This is a genomic window from Modicisalibacter tunisiensis, from assembly GCF_020148005.1.
GTDB classification, from domain to species: domain Bacteria; phylum Pseudomonadota; class Gammaproteobacteria; order Pseudomonadales; family Halomonadaceae; genus Modicisalibacter; species Modicisalibacter tunisiensis.
Genome location: NZ_JAGXFD010000001.1, coordinates 1,606,382 through 1,626,333, shown reverse-complemented (window position 1 = coordinate 1,626,333; position 19,952 = coordinate 1,606,382). Strand labels below are relative to the sequence as shown.

At 54.7% G+C, this 19,952-nt stretch carries 17 protein-coding genes and 2 pseudogenes; 8 read left to right on the top strand and 11 right to left on the bottom strand.

Going from position 1 to position 19,952, the window contains the following annotated elements; translation table 11 throughout:
* Nucleotides 1-40 precede the first annotated feature (40 nt).
* Nucleotides 41-604 (top strand): annotated as a pseudogene (locus tag KGQ91_RS07570) (IS66 family transposase); the annotation flags it as partial.
* Between the two features lie 273 nt (nt 605-877).
* Nucleotides 878-1,175, top strand: a pseudogene (locus KGQ91_RS07565) (tyrosine-type recombinase/integrase); the annotation flags it as partial.
* A 306-nt stretch (nt 1,176-1,481) separates the two neighbouring features.
* Here KGQ91_RS07565 and KGQ91_RS07560 read toward each other — a convergent pair.
* A complete protein-coding gene (locus tag KGQ91_RS07560; RefSeq protein WP_224415639.1) occupies nt 1,482-2,666 on the bottom strand; it encodes a reverse transcriptase domain-containing protein in 1,185 nt (394 codons plus the stop codon).
* A gap of 1,182 nt (nt 2,667-3,848) precedes the next feature.
* Here KGQ91_RS07560 and hsdR point away from each other — a divergent pair.
* From hsdR to KGQ91_RS07535, 5 genes are all read left to right on the top strand, one after another.
* The gene (gene hsdR / locus KGQ91_RS07555; RefSeq protein WP_224415640.1) at nt 3,849-6,272 is read left to right on the top strand and encodes an EcoAI/FtnUII family type I restriction enzme subunit R; all 2,424 of its coding nucleotides are present in this window, start codon (nt 3,849-3,851) and stop codon (nt 6,270-6,272) included.
* Nucleotides 6,273-6,351: 79 nt separating this feature from the next.
* Nucleotides 6,352-7,857 (top strand): type I restriction-modification system subunit M, encoded by a 1,506-nt coding sequence (locus tag KGQ91_RS07550; protein ID WP_224415641.1) that lies wholly within the window; start codon nt 6,352-6,354, stop codon nt 7,855-7,857.
* A complete protein-coding gene (locus tag KGQ91_RS07545) occupies nt 7,854-9,611 on the top strand; it encodes a restriction endonuclease subunit S (RefSeq protein ID WP_224415642.1) in 1,758 nt (585 codons plus the stop codon). Before KGQ91_RS07550 ends, KGQ91_RS07545 begins: the two co-directional genes overlap by 4 nt.
* Nucleotides 9,611-10,585, top strand: coding sequence for an Abi family protein (locus tag KGQ91_RS07540; RefSeq protein ID WP_224415643.1), 975 nt, complete (start codon nt 9,611-9,613; stop codon nt 10,583-10,585). Before KGQ91_RS07545 ends, KGQ91_RS07540 begins: the two co-directional genes overlap by 1 nt.
* 136 nt (nt 10,586-10,721) lie before the next feature.
* On the top strand, nt 10,722-11,831 hold the full coding sequence (locus tag KGQ91_RS07535; RefSeq protein ID WP_224415644.1) for a PDDEXK family nuclease: 1,110 nt from the start codon (nt 10,722-10,724) through the stop codon (nt 11,829-11,831).
* A gap of 49 nt (nt 11,832-11,880) precedes the next feature.
* Here KGQ91_RS07535 and KGQ91_RS07530 read toward each other — a convergent pair whose 3' ends face one another.
* Complete coding sequence (locus KGQ91_RS07530; RefSeq protein ID WP_224415645.1) at nt 11,881-12,156, bottom strand: hypothetical protein; 276 nt, start codon at nt 12,154-12,156, stop codon at nt 11,881-11,883.
* Between the two features lie 16 nt (nt 12,157-12,172).
* Nucleotides 12,173-12,595, bottom strand: a complete 423-nt coding sequence (locus KGQ91_RS07525) for a hypothetical protein (protein WP_224415646.1) — start codon at nt 12,593-12,595, stop codon at nt 12,173-12,175.
* Between the two features lie 111 nt (nt 12,596-12,706).
* Between KGQ91_RS07525 and KGQ91_RS07520 the strand changes: the two genes are divergently transcribed.
* Nucleotides 12,707-13,726: an IS30 family transposase gene (locus KGQ91_RS07520; protein ID WP_224415647.1), complete on the top strand. Its 1,020-nt coding sequence runs from the start codon at nt 12,707-12,709 to the stop codon at nt 13,724-13,726.
* Nucleotides 13,727-14,325: 599 nt separating this feature from the next.
* On the opposite strand, the gene KGQ91_RS07515 is transcribed toward KGQ91_RS07520, so the two are convergent.
* The 8 genes from KGQ91_RS07515 to KGQ91_RS07480 form a co-directional block, all read right to left on the bottom strand.
* On the bottom strand, nt 14,326-14,619 hold the full coding sequence (locus KGQ91_RS07515; protein WP_224415649.1) for a hypothetical protein: 294 nt from the start codon (nt 14,617-14,619) through the stop codon (nt 14,326-14,328).
* Between the two features lie 3 nt (nt 14,620-14,622).
* Complete coding sequence (locus KGQ91_RS07510; protein ID WP_224415650.1) at nt 14,623-15,618, bottom strand: TrbL/VirB6 family protein; 996 nt, start codon at nt 15,616-15,618, stop codon at nt 14,623-14,625.
* The gene (locus KGQ91_RS07505; RefSeq protein WP_224415651.1) at nt 15,615-15,908 is read right to left on the bottom strand and encodes an EexN family lipoprotein; all 294 of its coding nucleotides are present in this window, start codon (nt 15,906-15,908) and stop codon (nt 15,615-15,617) included. Before KGQ91_RS07505 ends, KGQ91_RS07510 begins: the two co-directional genes overlap by 4 nt.
* Before the next feature lie 9 nt (nt 15,909-15,917).
* A complete protein-coding gene (locus KGQ91_RS07500) occupies nt 15,918-16,568 on the bottom strand; it encodes a TrbJ/VirB5 family protein (RefSeq protein WP_224415652.1) in 651 nt (216 codons plus the stop codon).
* Between the two features lie 2 nt (nt 16,569-16,570).
* Nucleotides 16,571-16,894 carry a hypothetical protein gene (locus KGQ91_RS07495; protein WP_224415653.1) on the bottom strand — a complete coding sequence of 108 codons (324 nt, stop codon included), beginning with the start codon at nt 16,892-16,894 and terminating at the stop codon, nt 16,571-16,573.
* A gap of 74 nt (nt 16,895-16,968) precedes the next feature.
* The gene (locus KGQ91_RS07490) at nt 16,969-17,655 is read right to left on the bottom strand and encodes a hypothetical protein (protein ID WP_224415654.1); all 687 of its coding nucleotides are present in this window, start codon (nt 17,653-17,655) and stop codon (nt 16,969-16,971) included.
* Nucleotides 17,642-17,875, bottom strand: a complete 234-nt coding sequence (locus KGQ91_RS07485; protein WP_030073720.1) for a hypothetical protein — start codon at nt 17,873-17,875, stop codon at nt 17,642-17,644. Before KGQ91_RS07485 ends, KGQ91_RS07490 begins: the two co-directional genes overlap by 14 nt.
* 762 nt (nt 17,876-18,637) lie before the next feature.
* A complete protein-coding gene (locus tag KGQ91_RS07480) occupies nt 18,638-19,822 on the bottom strand; it encodes a hypothetical protein (RefSeq protein ID WP_224420674.1) in 1,185 nt (394 codons plus the stop codon).
* Nucleotides 19,823-19,952 lie beyond the last annotated feature (130 nt).

Here is a 19,952-nt window from a genome sequence, read left to right as displayed (position 1 = left end):
TCAATCCGTTTAGGTGACAACTACGTTGAAGCATAGGGATTGCCGCCACGCACTTTGCAACGCCCATCACCTGCGTGAATTGACTGCGGCCTGGGAAAATGACCACCAAAAGTGGGCCAAGGCGCTGCATGATCTGCTGCTGGAGATGCATCAGGCCGTTGACGCTGCCGGTGGCACGCTCTCGCCCGAAGAGGCGCAACGCTGGCGAGTCCGCTATCGGCAGTGCCTGACAGAGGGTGAGACCGAGTGTCCGCCACCGATCCCACCACCACCGGGAAAGCGCGGTCGTGCCAAACGTACCAAGGCACGTAACCTGCTCGAACGTCTCCAGGCGTACGAGGACGATGTGCTGCGTTTCCTCGACGACCCCGCCGCGCCCTTCACCAATAACCAAGGGGAGCGTGACCTGCGGATGACCAAGGTCCAGCAGAAGATTTCAGGCTGTTTCCGCTCCTGGGAAGGTGCCGAGATCTTCTGCCGGATGCGCAGCTTCCTCTCGACGGCGGTCAAGCAGGGCCTGGCAGCGCACACCGCACTAGAACAGTTGTTTGCCGGTGAAGTGCCCGAATTCATGCGTCGGGACGGCCTGGATCAGGCAGCGTGACCTGAATAGTTACTAATTAAAAAGCACTAAAAAGAGGCTTGCGAAAAAGGGCCACTGATTACGAAAGCTAGTCGCCCGGTCGCGTTTTTTCTACTGCCGCTCGCCCTGGGGGGCGGGGAATTCATTGATCATTGAGATGGGTTAACGATTTGCCTGATAACCCCGGCTGTCTGGTGTTATCCAATACCAGATGAGAAATGACGATCAGCGAACCTGTCGCAGATGCAACAATAGGGCGCTTTCGAGGTGAAATGACCCCGGACTTACCCGGGCTGCTACCAGGCATTCACCAACGCCCTGGAGCGGGCCGGGATCGAGGTTACCCCGAGGACAACGTACTCACGTCCTCCGGCATACCTTCGCCAGTCATCTCATGCTGAACGGGGGCAACCTGCTCGTCCTGCAAAAGATCCTGGGACACCAGAGCATCCAGATGACCATGCGCTATGCGCACCTGTCCCCGGACCATCTCAGCGAAGCGGTGAAATTCGGGCCGAAAGCGCCCGTTGACACTTTGTTGACACAAGGGGAAAAAGCGGAAGAAAAAGGCGGGAGAAACAATCGCAAGTGATTGATTTCATGGTGGGCCCAGCAGGATTCGAACCTGCGACCAAGGGATTATGAGTTCGCTTGTAAATCAATATGTTACTGATATCCAAGGAAAAGCAAACGTAATCGAGCGAAAGGTACATTTCTTTGGAATCAGTAACTTAGCGAAGGTTGAGGATAGCATACGAAGCTGGTTTGTGTACCGCTGGTGTACCTCCAAGCACCCTACTTGAGGTGTGAAGCGATGTAGACACTCTTCCAGCTCCAGCACATTGATTGTCATCAAAAACATACACCATTTCAATCAAATCAAGTTTTATAAAGCGTTTTATTCGTCTATCCCAATAAATCTCTTCTTCTTATTGTTCAAATCTTTATAATCGATACCAAAAACGCCTCGAATCATGTTATCTAATGCATTATTTCTTGCACTAACAAGCAAGTCATCTACTTGGCGCTCGTTATCAAACTTTCCATAGTAGTTTTTATAACCCTCGCAAATATTATCTAACCTTGACAGAAACTGTGTTATGGTTATCCCTCTTGCATTGCAATAATCAAGATCAGATACTTCTAGAATCTTCGCTCTAATTTTTTGAAGCTGGCTGTCGGTTACTTCAACACTATAACCCTTCCCTTTTCTCACTATACCAAGGCCTAAAAAATCCACAGACTCGACAGGATCATACAAGCCTGACTTGCTCTCTTTTATACCCAAACCCACTTTCTCCAGCTCATCTTTTATAACATCTTCTATTTCTTGACACCCCTCCTCACTTTCAGAAAAAGCAATAATATCGTCAGCATACCTTATTACAGAAAAACCCCTTGAAATCAGATGATTGTCAAATCTTTCCAATATCAAGTTGGCAAAAAATGGCGAGATAGGCATCCCTTGCCTTACCCCTTTACCAAGCACTAAACCTTGGCGGCGTATTCTTTTTCCTTCTGCTTTCGTAGCTGTTGCCACTTCTAAGGATATAGTAGAAACCAGCAAATCATGAAGGGATCTATGCTTAACCTTTCGCTTAACCCTTTCTTCAAGACCTTCTCTACTGATATTATCAAAAAATGATGAAATATCAGCCTTGTAGACAAAGCCTTTTTTTCTTCTTAGCCTTACCGCTTCTTTCAAAGCCTTACTTACATTCCTTCCTTTTACAAAGCCATAACTTATACTTGTTTCTGCCCTGCAACCGTTATCGTACAGAAACTTAAGTATCGCTCTCTGAACCAACCTATCCTGAACAACAGGAACGCAGATCAATCGCTCTTTGCCATCTGACTTAGGAAGAAAAACAGGAGCCAGGTCCCAAAAGGAATAGCGTGAATTTTTTATATCATCAGATATTCTCTTAATAAACTCTTTCTTATGCTCTTGAAAAGAGTTTATGCTTATTCCGTCACGTCCTTTCGAGTTTCGCTTCCTGGGAAGTGTATTATCATACATTTCTTTCCACACCACCTTTAAGTAATCAGGTGATGCGACGGTTCTCAAAGCGCTTTTGCTCATCGGTAGGATTCCTTACCCCGCTGTGCTCCTAGCCCCTATCAGCGGGTATCAGACGGGCACCGCCCCTGAGAATACGCGTCCAGGGTGTTTCCCTGCGTACGCTCAATGGACTTCTCGCGACTGCGATCACACGCGCTATCTCGATTGAGCCAATGTTTCGCCTTATCCGCAACCTGCGAGACTGCAAATTGGGCATGCGATTCAAAGTCTGCCGACATCTCGGCCCCAAGGATGCGAATGCCTATCGCTTGCACCTCAATTCTCATCTGTATCACTCCACCCGTGTCGTTTTGGCCCACTTGAAGACTAATGTCTCCGCTCAAGCCTACTGCGACCGCCATCGCGAGCAGATAGCGTTGGGTGGCATGCCACCAAGGTGCAAACCTGCCTCCCGAGCCCGCACCCTGCTTGGCGGCCGCTTTAAAGGCTTTACTGGCTCCCCGAGCAATAAGGGGAAGGAGCCCGTTAACAATTGGCGACCGCCCCTGAGAATACGCGTCCAGGGTGTTTCCCTGCGTACGCTCAATGGACTTCTCGCGACTGCGATCACACGCGCTATCTCGATTTCGCCAATGTTTCGCCTTATCCGCAACCTGCGAGACTGCAAATTGGGCATGCGAGATACTGGTAAATACTACATTAACACAGCTTCAAGAAACGGCTCAATAACCCGAGCCAAAGGCCAAAGAACTACCAAGCATTAGATCGGCAATTTTAATAACCAAAAGCTCTTAAAAATTCACCTTCGACATCAAGAGGAATCGGTGACTGACCCTAATTCACGCCTTTGCTAACCGGCAAGTCAACGATTCATCTGTTGGGCTACTCATTTCGCCCCTCCCTTCCTGCCAACAGCTTCAGGATCAAAAGCGCGAACTACCTGCTTGTCTCTTCTTCCTGCAGCAGCGGCATTCTGAGCTTCTCATGGTCGCAGAGGGCGTCGAGAACGACATCGGTACCATTCCTTCGGGAACAGGCTAAGCATCTCGCTATGGCTGCGCACCAGGGCCCTCTCTGCCCCGTCGCCGTAGAGCTGGCCGATGATCTTAGCCAGGCGCGCTGCTTCGCAAAATCGTGAGGCTTGCCGGCCCCTCCTCTCCTCCCCCATGCGTATCTGCTCAGCTTCACGTAAGCTAGCGTAAAAAGTGATAAGTAATCTATGAACGCAGCAGGGAAGCAGCTATGACAAGGCAAGCTTTCAGCGAACGGGACATCTGCACCAAGTTCATCACCCCCGCCATCGAGCAGGCGGGCTGGAACATCCACACCCAGGTACGTGAAGAGTACCCGGTTAGCGATGGCCGCATCACGGTACGCGGCCGCATGCACCACCGGGCTCACCCGCGTCGAGCGGATTACGTGCTGTCCTTCCAGAAGAATCAGCCCATCGCCGTCATCGAGGCCAAGGACGCCAAGCATAGCCTGGGGGACGGCATGCAGCAGGCGCAGGCCTACGCGGAAAAGCTCGATGTGCCCTTCGCCATCAGCTCCAACGGCAGCGGTTTTCTGTTCAGCGACCCTCACCGCCTGGTCTTCGATCAAGCCGAGACCAACCTGGCGCTCGATCAGCTCCCCGGGCCCGATGCGCTCTGGCACGGCTACCGCCGCTGGAAAGGCCTAAGTGAAGAGACACGCCCAGTCGTCGAGCAGCCCTTCTACGATGACGGCAGCGGCCGCACGCCCCGCTACTACCAGATGGTCGCGGTCAATCGCACGGTCGAAGCCATCGCCAAAGGGCAGGATCGCCTGCTGCTGGTGATGGCCACCGGCACCGGCAAGACCTACACCGCTTTCCAGCTTATCTGGAGACTGTGGAAGGCCGGCCGCAAGCAGCGCATCCTGTTTCTGGCCGACCGTAACGTACTCGTCGACCAGACCAAGAGTGGCGACTTCAAGCCCTTCGGCGCGGCCATGACCAAGATCTCCAAGCGCCAGATCGAGAAGTCGCACGAGATCTACCTCTCGCTGTATCAGGCCGTCACCGGCAGCGAGGAAGAAAAGAACATCTACAAGCAGTTCAGTCCGGACTTCTTCGACCTGGTCGTCATCGACGAATGCCACCGTGGCAGCGCCGCCGAAGACTCTGCCTGGCGCGCCATCCTGGACTACTTCAGCGGGGCCACCCATATAGGGCTGACCGCGACGCCCAAGGAGACCACCGAGGTTTCCAACATCCACTACTTCGGCGAGCCCATCTACACCTACTCGCTCAAGCAGGGCATCGACGACGGCTACCTGGCGCCCTACAAGGTGATTCGGGTCGACCTAGACCGCGACCTGCAGGGATGGCGCCCCAGCGACGGCCAGACCGACATCCACGGCGAGGTGATCGAGGATCGTATCTACAACCAGCGCGACTTTGACCGTCACCTGATCCTGACGCAACGCACCGAGCTGGTCGCTCGAACCGTCACCGATTATCTGACCCAGACCGACCCGATGCAGAAGACCATCGTCTTCTGCGAGAACATCGACCACGCCGAGCGGATGCGCCAGGCGTTGATCAATCTCAACCCTCAGCACGTGGCCAAGAACCGCAAGTACGTGATGCGCATCACCGGCGACGAGCTCGAGGGGAAGGCCGAGCTCGACCACTTCATCGACCCCGAAGAGCCCTACCCCGTCATCGCCGTCACCAGCAAGCTGATGACCACCGGCGTCGACGCCAAGACCTGCAAGCTGATCGTGCTCGACCAGCGCATCCAGTCGATGACCGAGTTCAAGCAGATCATCGGACGCGGTACGCGGATTGACGCAGAGCACAATAAGTTCTGGTTCACGATTCTGGACTTCCGCAAGGCCACGGAGCTGTTCGCCGACCCCGCCTTCGACGGCGAACCAGAAAAGGTCTACGTACCTGGCCAAGGCGACCCGCTACTACCGGACGACGACGATGACGCCGAGGACAGCGGCGATGGAAACGCGCCCGCTGACGAAGACGACGAGTCACCGAACGATCCCGCCTTGCCCCCCGAAGGGGGCTGGGAGGATGACGAAGACGGCGGCATCGGCGAGCCGCCCAAGCGATACGTCGTCGATGACGTCACCGTGGCGGTCATCGGCCGGCGCGTGCAGTACCTGGGGCCGGACGGCAAGCTGATCACCGAAGAGCTGACCGACTACACCCGCAAGACGGTACGCGCCCACTACGCCACCCTGAAGGACTTCCTGCGCCGTTGGGAGGCCAGCGACCGCAAGCAGGCCGTGTTGGATGAGCTGGCCGAACAAGGCGTGTTCTGGGAAGACCTCACCAGCGAGGTCGAGAAGACCCTCGGCGATACGCCCGACCCCTTCGATGCCATCGTGCACATCGTCTACGGCCAGCCTGCACTCACCCGTCGCCAGCGTGCGGCCAAGGCCCGCCAGTCGGACTATTTCACTCGCTATGAAGGCCAGGCCCGCGCCGTGCTGGACGCCCTGCTCGACAAGTACGCCGACAACGGCGTGGCCACCATCGAGGACACCAAGGTACTGAAACTGGCACCGCTGGACCGGCTCGGTACCCCCGTGGAGCTCGCCAAGGCCTTCGGCGGCAAGGCCGGCTATCGCGAGGCCGTGAGAGCCCTCGAGGAAACGCTCTACGACGACGCCGCTACAGCCGGCTGACACAGCTAGGTACAATACGTCGCATTCTGCGCGCCGGCAGCCACACCGGCGCGCTTTCGGTTATCGAGACGAGATTCCCATGAGCATCAGCACCACCATCAAGAGCATCCAGGACATCATGCGCAAGGACGTCGGCGTCGACGGCGACGCCCAGCGCATCGGCCAGCTGGTCTGGATGCTGTTTCTGAAGATCTACGATGACCGCGAACAGGAATGGGAGCTGGACTACGACGACTACGTCAGCCCCATCCCCGAGCAATTGCGCTGGAGCAGCTGGGCCGCCGACCCGGAGGGGCTGACTGGTGAGGGCCTGAAGAGCTTCATCGACAACACCCTCTTTCCCGGACTGCAACAGCTGGATGCCGGCGGCGACGCCCGCGCCGCCGTCATCCGCAGCGTGTTCGAGGATGCCTACAACTACATGAAGTCCGGCCACCTGCTGCGCCAAGTGATCAACCGCATTCAGGAAGGCATCGACTTCAACGCCTCTCAGCAGCGTCACGCCTTCGGCGACATGTACGAGCAGATCCTCAAGGACCTGCAAAGCGCCGGTAATGCCGGGGAATTCTATACGCCCCGCGCCGTGACCGAGTTCATGGTCAACCGCGTCGATCCCAAGCTTGCCGAGAGCGTGATGGACCCGGCCTGCGGCACCGGCGGCTTTCTCACCTGCGCTATCGAGCACAAGCGTAAACATTATGTGCAGACGCCCGCCGACGAGCAGACGCTGCAACACAGCATCTACGGCTGGGAGAAGAAACCGCTGCCGCACCTGCTGGCTACCACCAACATGATCCTGCATGGCATCGAGGTCCCCAGCCAGATTCGTCATGACAACACCCTGAACCGTCCCTACCGGGACTGGGGCCCGAAGGAGCGGGTCGATGTGATCGTCGCCAACCCGCCGTTCGGCGGCACCGAGGAAGACGGCATCGAGAACAATTTCCCGGCGGAATTCCGCACCCGTGAGACCGCCGACCTGTTCATGGCGCTGTTCATTCGCCTACTGAAGCAGGATGGCCGCGCCGCTGTGGTGCTGCCGGACGGTTTCCTGTTCGGCGAGGGCATGAAGACGCGCCTCAAGGAAAAACTGCTCAGCGAGTGCAACCTGCACACCATCGTTCGCCTGCCCAACGGCGTGTTCAACCCCTACACCGGCATCAAGACCAACCTCCTGTTCTTCACCAAGGGCCAGCCGACCGAACAGGTGTGGTACTACGAGCACCCCTACCCCGAGGGCTACAAGAACTACAGCAAGACCAAGCCTATGCGCGTCGAGGAGTTCGCCACCGAGATCGACTGGTGGGGCGACGAGGCCGACGGCTTCGCCAGCCGCCAGGAAACCAAGCAGGCCTGGAAGGTCGGCATCGAGGAGATCAAGGCGCGAAACTACAACCTGGACATCAAGAACCCCTGGCAGGACGAGCAAGTCAGCCACGATCCGGACGAGCTTCTCGAGCAATACGCTCGCCAGCAGGCCGAGATCCAGGAGCTACGTGACCAGTTGAAGACCGTACTCGGCGACGCGCTCAGTCATACGTCTCAGGATCAGCCAGCGCCCCAGCAAGCGGAGGAGTCGGCATGAGCGCTCAGGAGCTGATCACCGACCACCTCGATCTCTGGACCAGCGCCGTGACGCACAAGAGCGGCTCGGGGCATAGTGCATCGGGTAAGAACGGGAAAATCGAGCTCACTGGCATCAAGAAGCTGCGCGAGCTGATCCTAGAGCTCGCCGTGCGCGGCAAGCTGGCGGAGCAGGACCCTAGCGACGAGCCCGCTAGCGAGCTACTGGACCGTATCGCCGAAGAAAAGACCCGGCTTGTTAAGGAAGGGAAGATCAAGAAGTCAAAAGGCTTGAAACCAATTGATGAGGAAGATAAGCCATTCTTTCTTCCCGAAGGATGGTCGTGGGTTCGTTTGGGCGAGACCATGGAAATGTACAACGGCAAGGCTTTCAAATCCTCTGAATGGTCAACTTCTGGGCTCCCTATTGTCAGAATTCAAAACCTCAACGACCCTCATGCCCCCACCAATTACTTCAATGGTGAGATAAATGAAAACCACAGAATCGACAACGGTGCTTTCCTCATAAGCTGGTCAGGAACGCCCGGAACTTCTTTTGGGGCTTTTATCTGGGAGAGAGGTCCAGCAGCTCTAAACCAGCACATTAACAAGTGCGTTTTCTTTGGCGACCATCTCGACCCACTCTTTATGAAACTGGCTGTCAATGGCCAGATGTCGCACTTTGTCCAGAGTGCACAGGGCGGGGTCGGACTAAAGCATGTGACGAAGAGTGTTCTCAATAATGCTTTGATTGCTCTCCCTCCATTTGCGGAACAGTGCAAAATCGTCGAAAAAGTCGACGAGCTTATGGCCCTCTGCGACCGCCTGGAGCAGCAGGTCGGCGACCAGCTGAAAGCCCATGAGGTGCTGGTCGACACCCTGCTCGATGCCCTGACTCGCTCATCGGACGCCGCCGAACTGGTTGAGCACTGGGCTCGCGTGGCCGAGCATTTCGATACGCTATTCACTACCGAAACCAGCATCGACAAGCTAAAGCAGACTATCCTCCAACTGGCGGTGATGGGACGGCTGGTGGAGCAGAACCCCAATGACGAGCCGGCTATCGTGCTGCTGGACAAGATCTTCGAGGGAAAATCTCTGCCAACCATTTCATCAGGTAAAGACAGTAAAAATAAGCACTCTAGGGCCAGCTTTGAAGAAGTAGCTTTTACTATACCGGAGAGCTGGAGCTGGACAAAGGTTAGAGATCTTGTTGAACCAGCCAGAGAAATTTCCTACGGCATCATCAAGCTTGAAAAGGAGCCTCATACTGGAGGCATCCCAACTCTTAGATGCAGTGATGTAAAACCCAGAAGAATTGACACCAATGCCGTAAGAAAAGTTTCGCCGGAAATCGAAGAAGCTTATAAAAGAACAAGAATACGAGGAGGTGAAGTTTTATTAAACATTCGAGGGACGCTTGGGGGTGTCGGCCTGGCGACAGATGAAATAAAGGGTTACAACATTGCAAGAGAGGTTGCAATGATTCCAGTTCATAGGTTGATTTCTGGGCGCTATATAGTCAACCTGATTGCCTCGCCGTACTTCTGGGACATGATCGAAGAAAACCTAAAAGGGATTGCTTATAAAGGGTTAAACTTAAAAACACTAAGAGACATGCCAATACCTCTTCCTCCAGAAGCTGAGCAGTATCGAATAAACGAAAAAATCGAAGAACTCATGTCTCTCTGCGACCAGCTCAAGGCCCGACTGAGCAAGGCTGGAGAGACCCGGTCTCAACTCGCCGAAGCAGTAGTGGACCAAGCGGTGAGCTGATGGCCTATGATCGCCCCTGGAAGTCGTTTCAAGAGCAGCTGGCACTGCTCACCGAGCGCGGAATGCAGGTCGGCGATGAAAGCGCCGCCCTGGAGTATCTGGAGCGCGTCGGCTACTACCGGCTAAGCGCCTACTGGTATCCCTTCCGGGTCTTCGAGACGGTCGGTCATGACCGACATGACCGCCCAATCACCCGAGCAACGGATCAGTTCGTTCCCGGCACCCAGTTCGTCGACGCGGTGCGACTATACCTCTTCGACAAGGAGCTTCGGCTTCGCCTGACCGATGCCTTGGAGCGCATCGAGATCGCGTTGCGCGTGGATATCGCCTACCTATTGGGCGAGAGCGATGCCTTCGCGCACCTGCATCGCTCCACCTTCCACCCCTCCTTCGCCCGCCGCAAATCCGGTCGTGACCCGCGTGACAGCTTCGAGAAGTGGCAGGATCGCTGCGAGGGGATGGAGCGACGCTCCAAGGAGGACTTCGTCAAGCACTATCGGCAAAAGCACGGGCCGCGGCTGCCGATCTGGGTCGCCGTCGAGACCTGGGACTTCGGTACCCTCTCGCAGCTCTTCGCCATGATGAAGGTGCCGGACCAGGTACGGATCGCGCAGAAGTATGGAGTTCAGGACTGGAAGGTCTTCCAGAGCTGGCTTCGCTCGCTCAACTACCTGCGCAATGTCTGCGCCCACCACAGCCGGCTCTGGAACCGCAACGTCATCGACCAGCCCAGGCTGCCCAAGCCTGGCGAAATACCATGGTGCGATGCGTTCCGAGACGAACAGCGGCTCGCCCGTCCCTTCCTGCTACTGGGCATCGCTCGGCACATGACCCTGGTGGTCTGCCCCAATACCGGTTGGCATCGGCGCTTGCAGGCCCATCTGGATAGCTTTCCGACTCCACATGCCAGAAGGCAACTATCGCTGGAAGACATGGGGGCTCCACCGGGCTGGGAGCGCTGGTGGGCCGAGTGAGGCGGCGAGAACACAAATAAGAACCCCCGCGTAAGCTCGCGAGAGCCAAGAGGCGGGGGCCGTGTTGATGACCATGGTAGGACACCGCCTAAGGCGAGGCAACGCTTTTCTCTACCAAACGCAAGGAGGCACCTGGATGGCCATCGAGCAAGGAATCTGGAAGCTGGCAGGTACTACGGGCGAGCTGCCGCAGAAGCTGCGGCCCACGGGGCTCGCCGACGAGGGGCAGCTGGAAGATCAGATCATGCAGGATGTCTCGATCCTCAATCGGGACTGGCTGCTGATCGGCCGGCAGGTACGCACCGGCTTCGACAAGCTGATCGACCTGCTGGCTATCGACGCCAACGGCACGGTCATCGTCATCGAGCTCAAGCGCGACAAGACGCCCCGCGACGTGGTCGCTCAGGCCATCGACTATGCCTCCTGGGTCGTCACCTTGGCCGACTACCAGCTGATCGAGATATACCAGGCCTTCGCCGAACGCTATCAGCGCCCTCACGCGTCTCTCGAGGACGCCTTCGAGGCCAAGTTCGGCATCACGCTGGACAGTGTCACCCTCAACGAGAATCACCAGCTGGTCGTCGTAGCCACCCAGCTCGACGCCAGCAGCGAGCGGATCATCAATTACCTCAACGAGCATGCCCAGCTCTCGATCAACGCCATGTTCTTCGCCGCCTTCGAGGACCAGGGCAACCATTACCTGAGCCGCGCCTGGATGATCGACCCGGATGAGCCAACTCAGCCGGCCGCCCGCAAGACGCGCAAGGAGCCCTGGAACGGCGAGTTCTACGCTTCCTTCGGTGATAACCGCCCTTGGGAGCTGGCACGACGCTACGGCTTCATTGCCGGCGGTGGTGCGGCCTGGTATTCGAAGACCCTCGCCATGCTCTCTGAGGGGGACCGGGTCTGGGTCAACATCCCCAAGACCGGCTATGTAGGCGTGGCCGAGGTGACCGGAGAGCGTTGCCGAGGCGATCATTTCACGGTGCGAACCGATCAGGCATGTCAGCGACTCCAGGATCTCACTACGGCCACCGAGTATCCGCAGATCCACCGGGCGACCGATGAAGACGACGAGGAGGCAGCGGAATATCTCGTGCCGGTCCGCTGGATCGCCTCATTTCCTGCCTCGCAGGCATTCAGCGAAGTCGGCCTGTTCGGCAATCAGAACACTGTCTGCAAACCCACGACACCAAAATGGGAGCATACAGTGACGCGCCTAAAGCAGGCATGGGACATAGACTGATATGCAGATCCCAATTGGCAGCAATGTGGGAGCTTGGACACACTTTCAATTATCTTTCGAGCTTGAAGCTCAGTTGACCAGGGTCTGGCTCGCTCTCAGCCTGAGCTTCTACTACATTCACTCCTCCTTCTACCATCTCTTCGACCCATAGCTCTCCGGAAAACTTGGCATTTTCGTATTCAACTCTCTTCATCCATTCAACATCGTGAGGTACAGCAAAGATCTCATATCCTGGGATCTCCCAATCATCCTCAAAGTACCTCAGGACCCAGCCATAGCCGTCTTCTTGAGGGCACGGATCGATCTTGAAACTATATCGCGGCATTTCCATTCTCCTATTCTCACACCAGATTCCAACGCTTTCGCCCACCGGAGACCAGTGCCATCACGCGCTCGTTAACCTCCCAGACTCTGTCCTGTAGCTCCTTGATACTGATTTCTCCCTCACTCTGATCCTTGATCCGCATACGAGGTAAGCCCAAACGTCTGCCGCCCGAGTTTTCAATCACGTCAGTCAGTGAAAGAGAGGCCTGGATCAGGGCCGAGAGCTCTTCCTCGTTCATGACTGGCTGGCGTAGCAGCGTGGCCCTAATCAGTGCCGAAGCCCAGCGAGTGCGATTCGGAAACCCCTCGTAGGCGGCTCGCTCGATGATCAGCTCCTGTTCCTGACGAGTCAGGCGAATCGATAGCTTGCAGGACTTGGGGCCCCGCATCATGTCCCGCCCCTCTTCGGCGATGCTCTCCCCACAGACGCGCTGGATCATCTCTCGTAGTACGTCAGACTCCGAACGGCCAGATGCTTCACAAAGGCGCTGCCAGGCTTGGCGGTCTCAATGACCAAGTGCAACACGTGACCCATCAGGTACGGTGTTGCTATGAATCACTGCTATCGCCACCTCTCTGCTGAAGACCGAGCCGCCATCATGATGATGCGAGCCACGCATTCGATCCGGGCCATCGCCACTCACCTGGGCCGTGCACCGAGCACCGTGTCGCGAGAAATCGCTCGCCACACGGTTGATCCCATCAAGGGCTACGATGCCGGCCTGGCGGGCTATCGAGCTCGTCTGACGCGACAGCAGCCACGTCAGCGTCCCAAGCTGCACCCCGACGGGGAGCTCTTCGAGGTGGTGGTCTACCTGCTGCGCAAGTACTGGTCACCGCAACAGATAGCCCGCACACTGAAGCGCATGTCTCCCAACGATTCACATCGACGGGTTTCACATGAGGCCATCTACAACGCGCTCTATGTGATGCCCCGCGGCAGCCTCAAGAAAGAGCTCATCGCCTGTCTTCGCCAGGGCAATGGCAAGCGCCGGCCGCGCAGCCGTGGCAAGGATCGACGCCAGCAGATTCCCGAGCTGGTCAGCATCCACATGCGGCCGCCTGAGATCGAAGATCGCCTGATGCCTGGCCACTGGGAAGGCGATCTCATCATGGGCGCCAACAATCGCTCTGCCATCGGTACGCTGGTGGAGCGCACCACGCGCCTGGTGATCTTGGCGAAAGTGGATGGCACTACCGCCACAGCGGCGGCCGTTGGCTTCAGCGACAAGCTCAATGAGGTGCCGCGAGCTCTGCGCCTGTCCATGACGTACGACCAAGGCAGAGAGATGGTGAAGCATGCCGAGATCACGCAGAAGACCGGTACGGCGATCTACTTCGCTGACCCGCATAGCCCATGGCAGCGAGGCTCCAATGAGAATACCAACGGGCTGTTGCGGCAGTACCTGCCGAAGGGCACGGATCTGTCGGTCTACAGCCAGGAAGAACTCGACGAGATCGCTGACTCACTGAACACCCGGCCGCGCAAGACACTGGACTGGCGAACGCCGCTGGAAGTTTATGCCGAAGTGCTCAAGAAATCCGTCGCCGGTCCGAGCACCCTTCAATAGCGTTGCACTTGGAACTTGAGACCGCCCTTCCTTCTCGGCTGGTGTCAGCCTGGTCTTGACCACTGCTGTTTCTGTCATTTCGTCATCCTTCATCACGTGCTGCTCATCGAATCTGGTACCAAATGCCAGCACGCTGCCGGCAACTGCTACCACTTTGCGAATCCTGCCCTAGCTCAAAAAAAACTCATGGATTTCGTACGCACGAAATTTTGAATCTGGCAGTGCCCTCTCTCGGTGCTCCGAATAGGGCAGTGGTACCACTTGCTGGCAGCTCGCGAATCCTGCCCTAGCCCCAAACCCATCCAATACTTTTCTTACGTAAGAAAAATGGCTGCTTCTAGGGCGAGGCTATCAAGCACGGGGATACGCGTTAGGCTTCGCCATTAGTAATACGGACGGACCTGTCTCAAAACTGCTCGTCACCTTTGGGGCTGATCGGGAGGCTTCGCCATTAGTAATAGGGGAGGCACTTGTCTCAACCGCACCCGTCTCTCCTTGCTCCCGGCGACGCTTGGCCAGCTCAGCTTTCATCCACTGTCCAGAAGCGCGCATCTCAGCTCGCAGGTCCTCGATCTCTTCGGGTGTCAAGCGCCGGTAGCTCATGAGGTCTCCTTCTGAGGTGGATCACGCCGAAGCTCGGGATATATCGTTGCGCGCCAAAGCCACTGGAGAACACACACGGCAATACCGGCCACACAGACAAACAGGGTACGAGCAGCCTCGCCATCGCCAGTAATGGTGCCGCTGACCAAACCAGGCAGTTCAGGAAGCAACGCCACAGACAACAGGATACCCACCACCAGTAACAGGCCCGAGATGACCAGCCCCACCCCACGCTTTACCCGCGCCACACGGGCGCGCCAAGTATCTAACCACTTGATATTGGTATTCATGACTTAGCCTCTTGTCATCGTGTTGCCAGCACCGAAACGCTTCTGGTAGGCACGATAGGCAGACTTGGCGCCACGGTAAGGAGAGGTTGCCGCACTGCCTGCTAAGCGTGCATCACGTTGAACGCCGCGATACTGACGGCGGATTGCCGAGGGACGTATCGCGGACATAGCAGAGCCCAGAGCGCCCTGAGTTGCCAGTGCCACACCACCGCCCAATGCAGAAGCAATGGCCGGCACCTGCTTCAGCACGAGGATTCCAAGGGCAAAAAAAGCAATCAGATAGGCACTTGTGGTCATACTGGCCATGCTGCCTGCCGAGGATTCCACGATGCTCATGAACGCTTCGCTGACATCGATGACCATTCGGCCAATGGCTGAGCCCAAAAGCAGCAGCATGCCGAAATTGATCACCATACCCAGCCAGCTCTCGAAAAAGCGTTGGGTAGCGTTAAAAAGCAGGCCGATGATGAAGAGCGGACCAATTGCCAGCAGCACTGTGGTAGCGACCTTGCTGGCCAGTAAGAGGAACGCCACTACGATGGCAACACCACCACCAAACACCATGATCAGAATTGCCACCAGATACATGCCGAAATCACCACTCATGACTCCCGCTTTATCCCAGGCCTGATCAGCTACGGCGAGAACGCGGGAGAACAGGCTGTCCAAAATGGCCGCGGCACCTCCATTGGACCCCGTGATGACTGCTGCTACCTTTTCCGGGCCGCGAGCCAGTACGTCCACCACGACGCCCATATAGGTACCGACCGTCAGCCCCAGCGTCATGATGAAGCCGATGCGAAGGATGCGAAAAACGCCCTCCTGCAAGGGCTCACTGACCTTGCCAAACATCATCAAATAGCCCCAGATGGCAATCCAGACTATCAACATGCTGGTAAACATCGGAGTGATGTAAGCGATTAGGTCAGTAGCCGTATTGATGATGTACTGGTCCAGTGCCTGATCAACGACGGAGAACATGCCTTCAAACAGGTTCATGAGTCCTCCTCGCTCTTAAGGCTAGACAGGTCAAGTTCGAAGGGCTCACCGCTAGACAGTGCCCGTTCTGCCTGGAGTGCATTGATGCAATTCGGCGTCTCCTGGAGTTCGCCAGGGTTGTTGCCGCATGTCTCCAGGGTCACCTTGCGCTCATTGTCATGTGCTTTGTACCAGTCCACGGTCTGCACCGGGCCAGTATCCGGGGTGTCATCAAAGCACCCGGACTGCGCAACGCTGATCAGAACCACAATGGCAATATTTCGTGCGCACGAAATTTTCTTGGTACTCATAAGGCCTCCTTACCAATCAAGTTCGAACGGTTCCCCTGATGACGCGACGCGCATCTGCTGCACGCGCTGGTTTTGCATGGCTTGGTTGGCCTCGGCCTGCGAACGGAGCATGGACAGCTTGGCCATCTCGTTTTGCAGCATGACTTGTTCGGCGCCGATACGGGCCTGGAGGTCCAGAATGTCTTTCTGGTCCGGGCTGTTGTTGACCTCAGCCACCAAGCCGGTCAGCTCGCTGAAACGCTCCTGAGCCTGCTCAAGGGACTTTTGGGACTGGCCAAGCCAGATCGCCATGTTCTGGTTGCCGCTGTCGTACAGGTCCGCCACGTCACCGGACAGGCCGTGTTCGCTCGCACCCCTGATGCCGGCGTCACTCAGCACCTGGTTAGGATCGACGTTCACGGCGGTGTCATAGGCCGAGTCGATGACGTTGCCCAGGCCACGAACCCCGCTCATGCTGTCCAGCTCCTTGTTGGCCGTTTCGAGCTGGCTTTTCAGTTGCTCGATTTGGTTAAGCATGTGCTGAACCTGCAAAATCTGCTGGGTCAGGCTCGACACGTCGATAACGGGAATCCCGCCTGCCATAGCTGGCTGCGAAAGACCGACGGTGGCCGCGAGAGCGACACCGGCCATTTTTCGTGCGCACGAAATTTTGTTGCTCATGATCAAACCTCCTTTTGACGATCCTGACGGGTCGCTTTGGCCTCCAGACGCCGTCTCGTCCTCTGGAGCGTGAGCGACCGTTTTTCGAAATCCAGGCTTTTCAGGTCGATGGACTCCATCACCTCTTTCATCTCCTCGATGCAGGTGAAGAAATCCTCGGGAAGGATTTCCAAATCCTCGGTCAGAAAATCGCTTGCGTAGCCGGCGATGATCACCAGAGCTCGAACCTCGCTCTGGATGGCATGCTGTTCGACCGCGTGTGACCGGTACAGCCGCGACAGGCCACTATCGGTGTAGGCGGGTGTGATACCCTGTTTGTTAGCCATGGATGCCTCCTATGCAGGCAGTTGTGGTTAGGCGCGGTTCGGGGTCATCACCCCCGTTCCGCGCCGCTTGAATCCTATGTGCGGAGGGTTCTTCGCATTTCTTCTACTGCGGGAGCTCCAACCTTGTCACTGCCGTAATTTCTGGCTATGAGGTCTGCTCTTTGCTGGCCCAATAACTCAGCCATCTCCGCCCGAGTTAATTTTGATTCGGACCCAAGATAACTCTTGGCCTTAGCCGCCTCGCTTTTATTTCTTGATGTACTCTGTGTTGTATTCTCTGTAATAGATTTGCCCTTTGGTCGAATCAAGGTTTGACCATCCTGATCACCAGATTGGACAGAAGGGATAGTAGAATCGACCAAAGGGAAAAACTGGGAATTACAATCACTTCCAGAAGGGTCGTCGTCGAATTGCTCCGCCAGAAGCTCAAGCAAGCGCTCGCAGTTCACCCGATACCACATTTTTGCAGGTACATCTCTCCTTTCCTCTTCCAATACGCCAATTTCCACTAGCGATTTCCTAGCATTAGCCTGCTGCTTTGGAGAAAGCCCTGTTTCTGACTCCCAGCTATCTCTGCCACGCTGATTCTTATAAAACCACCCACCTCTTTCCTCCGCCTTGGTGTTACGCGTCCAGTAAAATGCTTGGCTGAGAAAAACTGCACCAGGAACTGAAACGCCGGGAAGGAGCGTGAATGCGGCATGATAAGCAACTACCCTACCCAGGATCTTCTGTACTACCGAGGGACTAACACGCGCCATATTCAGAAGGCTCCAAATCCAGAGCGTCTTTGACTTGGAGCGTCCGGAAATAGACACGACGCCCTACCTTCACCATCGTCGGCTTCAGCTTTCGAGAGACCTCAGTATCTGAATAAAGAGAAACTCGCACACCATCGGGCGAACGACCAAGAAGATCCGCCAGGTCTGTTATGCTCATCAATAGGCCGAACCGATCAACAAGATAATCTTCGACTTTCATGACTAGCCCTCCATCAATCATACATCGACGTAACCAATGCTAACCAAGCAAAGTCAAAGCTCAAGCGCACGCCTTTTGCGCAGCAATCAATGCACTATATATTGATTATCAAGGTGTATTCTTTTGAAGAAATGATGCGCATAAAAATTCATTAATTTCAGCGCCTTAGGAAGATAACAAAATTTAACAATTATCGCATCAATGAGATCGAGCCAACCGGAACGGGGAAATAACAATAAGAATAATAAGATTATTATTCTTATTATTCCGAATACATGGGCGGCTTCTCTTATAGCCTGCTCGACACCACCTTAACCATAGGTAACAAGCTATTGTCATTAGACTAGATAAAAACCTAGGACAACAGCCGAGCAAATCCTCGTCATCCCCCCAGGCGGGAGAAGAGACAGTAAGCACACTATTATCACCTCATCCAGCCACACGTAGAAGTTGAGCTAAATAACTTGAATCTATCTAGTTCTGAGACAAGTTCGGCTACACTAAAATACGTATACCACAGCAACATCTTCATGGTCTTGTGGCCAATGAATGCCACAACCGCCTCGTTAGTAAAGCTACAACTCAAAACGACCGCAACAGGCCTCAACGTATGGGGAATGAAGCCCTGTGCCATCATCGAGAAAAGGCTCCCCAAAACACCGAAAGAGGAGCCAAGAAAGCGAAAAAAACTGCTTAACTATAGGTAACCCACGAGATCATGTGTCAGGTGAATACCGTCACATCACAGACAGTGAAATCTATTCAACAATCATTTTTTCCTACTACCGCTAAGCTCCACTTTCTAAGGTATTCTTTATCTCTAAGAGACGGCAGCTCAGCAGAATTATCCAAAATCTCATTTTCTCTTGCGGGAGGCACTAAAACAACAGATTGAAAATCTTCTTTAGAAAGCGAAACAAGAAGACGTTCAAAGTTACTTTCGTCGAAGTTATAAGAAACCTCTTCAATTAACAACAAGGTCAGGCGCTCCTTACAAATCTCACGCGCCTTTGTTATCATCAAATCTATAATCAAACGACCTTTCTCACTACCTGACAAGCCATTATATGTAACATAAAACTCCCGACCTTCAACTTTAATCTCAATATTATAACAAGGTTCTCCATCGCTCTTCCGCTCTATATATTCTTTGTCATTTTCATCATCATATGCGTATGAAACAGATAACCTTATGTCACCTGGAATAATTGTCTTTGTACCAATATCACATAGGGAATAAAGAGCACTCCTATCTACACCAAGAGCTCTCATGAAAAAATCGACATCATCTTCTCCTTCCTGTTTTCTTGCATTTGAGAAGGAGCAGTAGATTATCTCTAAATCGCCGGGTGGAAGAAGATAAGTCCTGGACCCGTCGCATCTCGATATAACAGGACCCTTAACCTCTACAAAAATTTCTTTGTCAAAATTATCAACCGTAGAATAGACAACCTTTCCGGAGATAGTAGCTGGACAACTTTCTCCACACTCACTTAGCCTTTTCGTATTAACAAACCGTTCTGCAAAACATGAATTCGTGACAGAAGCAGCGATCTCGAGCAATGAAGTCTTTCCACTACCGTGCTTCCCCCACATCAAAGTATTTCTATACAAATTAATTTTCGGCAAGGGACTCAGTATTGGAAATGAGGTTAACTCTATCGACTCTACCCAGCCAAGTGGAGATGGCGAATCATTCATTTGCTTTCTAACACGGGCCTCTGCAAGTTCCTTCCAGGCGAAAAGAACCTCAGCCGGATAGTCACCACCCTTATTTTTATCAATTAATGCACCATGATATTGACAACACCATATCCCATTTTTCTCACTGCTTATAAACTCTTCGCTCTTCCCACCTTGACCTCTAGGGCCATTCTTCGAAGCGCTATATATATGGCAAGCGACACCCATATTTACGACGCCATCCTTTTCATAATACGGACCCATTGTAGGATTTTTGCAGCGCGGGACTGAACATCGGCCTCCGGCTTGCCTATATAGGATGTCAGGCACTCCTGCCCGAAAATTAATACGTTCATTACTAGATGGCTTCCGGCTATTCATTTGGCACCCGCGA

Excerpts from the sequence above, each read along its gene's own strand:
- KGQ91_RS07545 (WP_224415642.1), top strand. The coding sequence starts at position 7,854 with ATGAGCGCTCAGGAGCTGATCACCGACCACCTCGATCTCTGGACCAGC.
- KGQ91_RS07515 (WP_224415649.1), bottom strand. The coding sequence starts at position 14,619 with ATGAATACCAATATCAAGTGGTTAGATACTTGGCGCGCCCGTGTGGCG.
- KGQ91_RS07550 (WP_224415641.1), top strand. The coding sequence starts at position 6,352 with ATGAGCATCAGCACCACCATCAAGAGCATCCAGGACATCATGCGCAAG.
- KGQ91_RS07540 (WP_224415643.1), top strand. The coding sequence starts at position 9,611 with ATGGCCTATGATCGCCCCTGGAAGTCGTTTCAAGAGCAGCTGGCACTG.
- KGQ91_RS07495 (WP_224415653.1), bottom strand. The coding sequence starts at position 16,894 with ATGGCTAACAAACAGGGTATCACACCCGCCTACACCGATAGTGGCCTG.
- KGQ91_RS07505 (WP_224415651.1), bottom strand. The coding sequence starts at position 15,908 with ATGAGTACCAAGAAAATTTCGTGCGCACGAAATATTGCCATTGTGGTT.
- KGQ91_RS07480 (WP_224420674.1), bottom strand. The coding sequence starts at position 19,822 with ATGGGTCCGTATTATGAAAAGGATGGCGTCGTAAATATGGGTGTCGCT.
- KGQ91_RS07535 (WP_224415644.1), top strand. The coding sequence starts at position 10,722 with ATGGCCATCGAGCAAGGAATCTGGAAGCTGGCAGGTACTACGGGCGAG.
- KGQ91_RS07490 (WP_224415654.1), bottom strand. The coding sequence starts at position 17,655 with ATGGCGCGTGTTAGTCCCTCGGTAGTACAGAAGATCCTGGGTAGGGTA.
- KGQ91_RS07485 (WP_030073720.1), bottom strand. The coding sequence starts at position 17,875 with ATGAAAGTCGAAGATTATCTTGTTGATCGGTTCGGCCTATTGATGAGC.
- hsdR (WP_224415640.1), top strand. The coding sequence starts at position 3,849 with ATGACAAGGCAAGCTTTCAGCGAACGGGACATCTGCACCAAGTTCATC.
- KGQ91_RS07500 (WP_224415652.1), bottom strand. The coding sequence starts at position 16,568 with ATGAGCAACAAAATTTCGTGCGCACGAAAAATGGCCGGTGTCGCTCTC.
- KGQ91_RS07530 (WP_224415645.1), bottom strand. The coding sequence starts at position 12,156 with ATGCCGCGATATAGTTTCAAGATCGATCCGTGCCCTCAAGAAGACGGC.
- KGQ91_RS07560 (WP_224415639.1), bottom strand. The coding sequence starts at position 2,666 with ATGAGCAAAAGCGCTTTGAGAACCGTCGCATCACCTGATTACTTAAAG.
- KGQ91_RS07525 (WP_224415646.1), bottom strand. The coding sequence starts at position 12,595 with ATGATCCAGCGCGTCTGTGGGGAGAGCATCGCCGAAGAGGGGCGGGAC.
- KGQ91_RS07520 (WP_224415647.1), top strand. The coding sequence starts at position 12,707 with ATGAATCACTGCTATCGCCACCTCTCTGCTGAAGACCGAGCCGCCATC.
- KGQ91_RS07510 (WP_224415650.1), bottom strand. The coding sequence starts at position 15,618 with ATGAACCTGTTTGAAGGCATGTTCTCCGTCGTTGATCAGGCACTGGAC.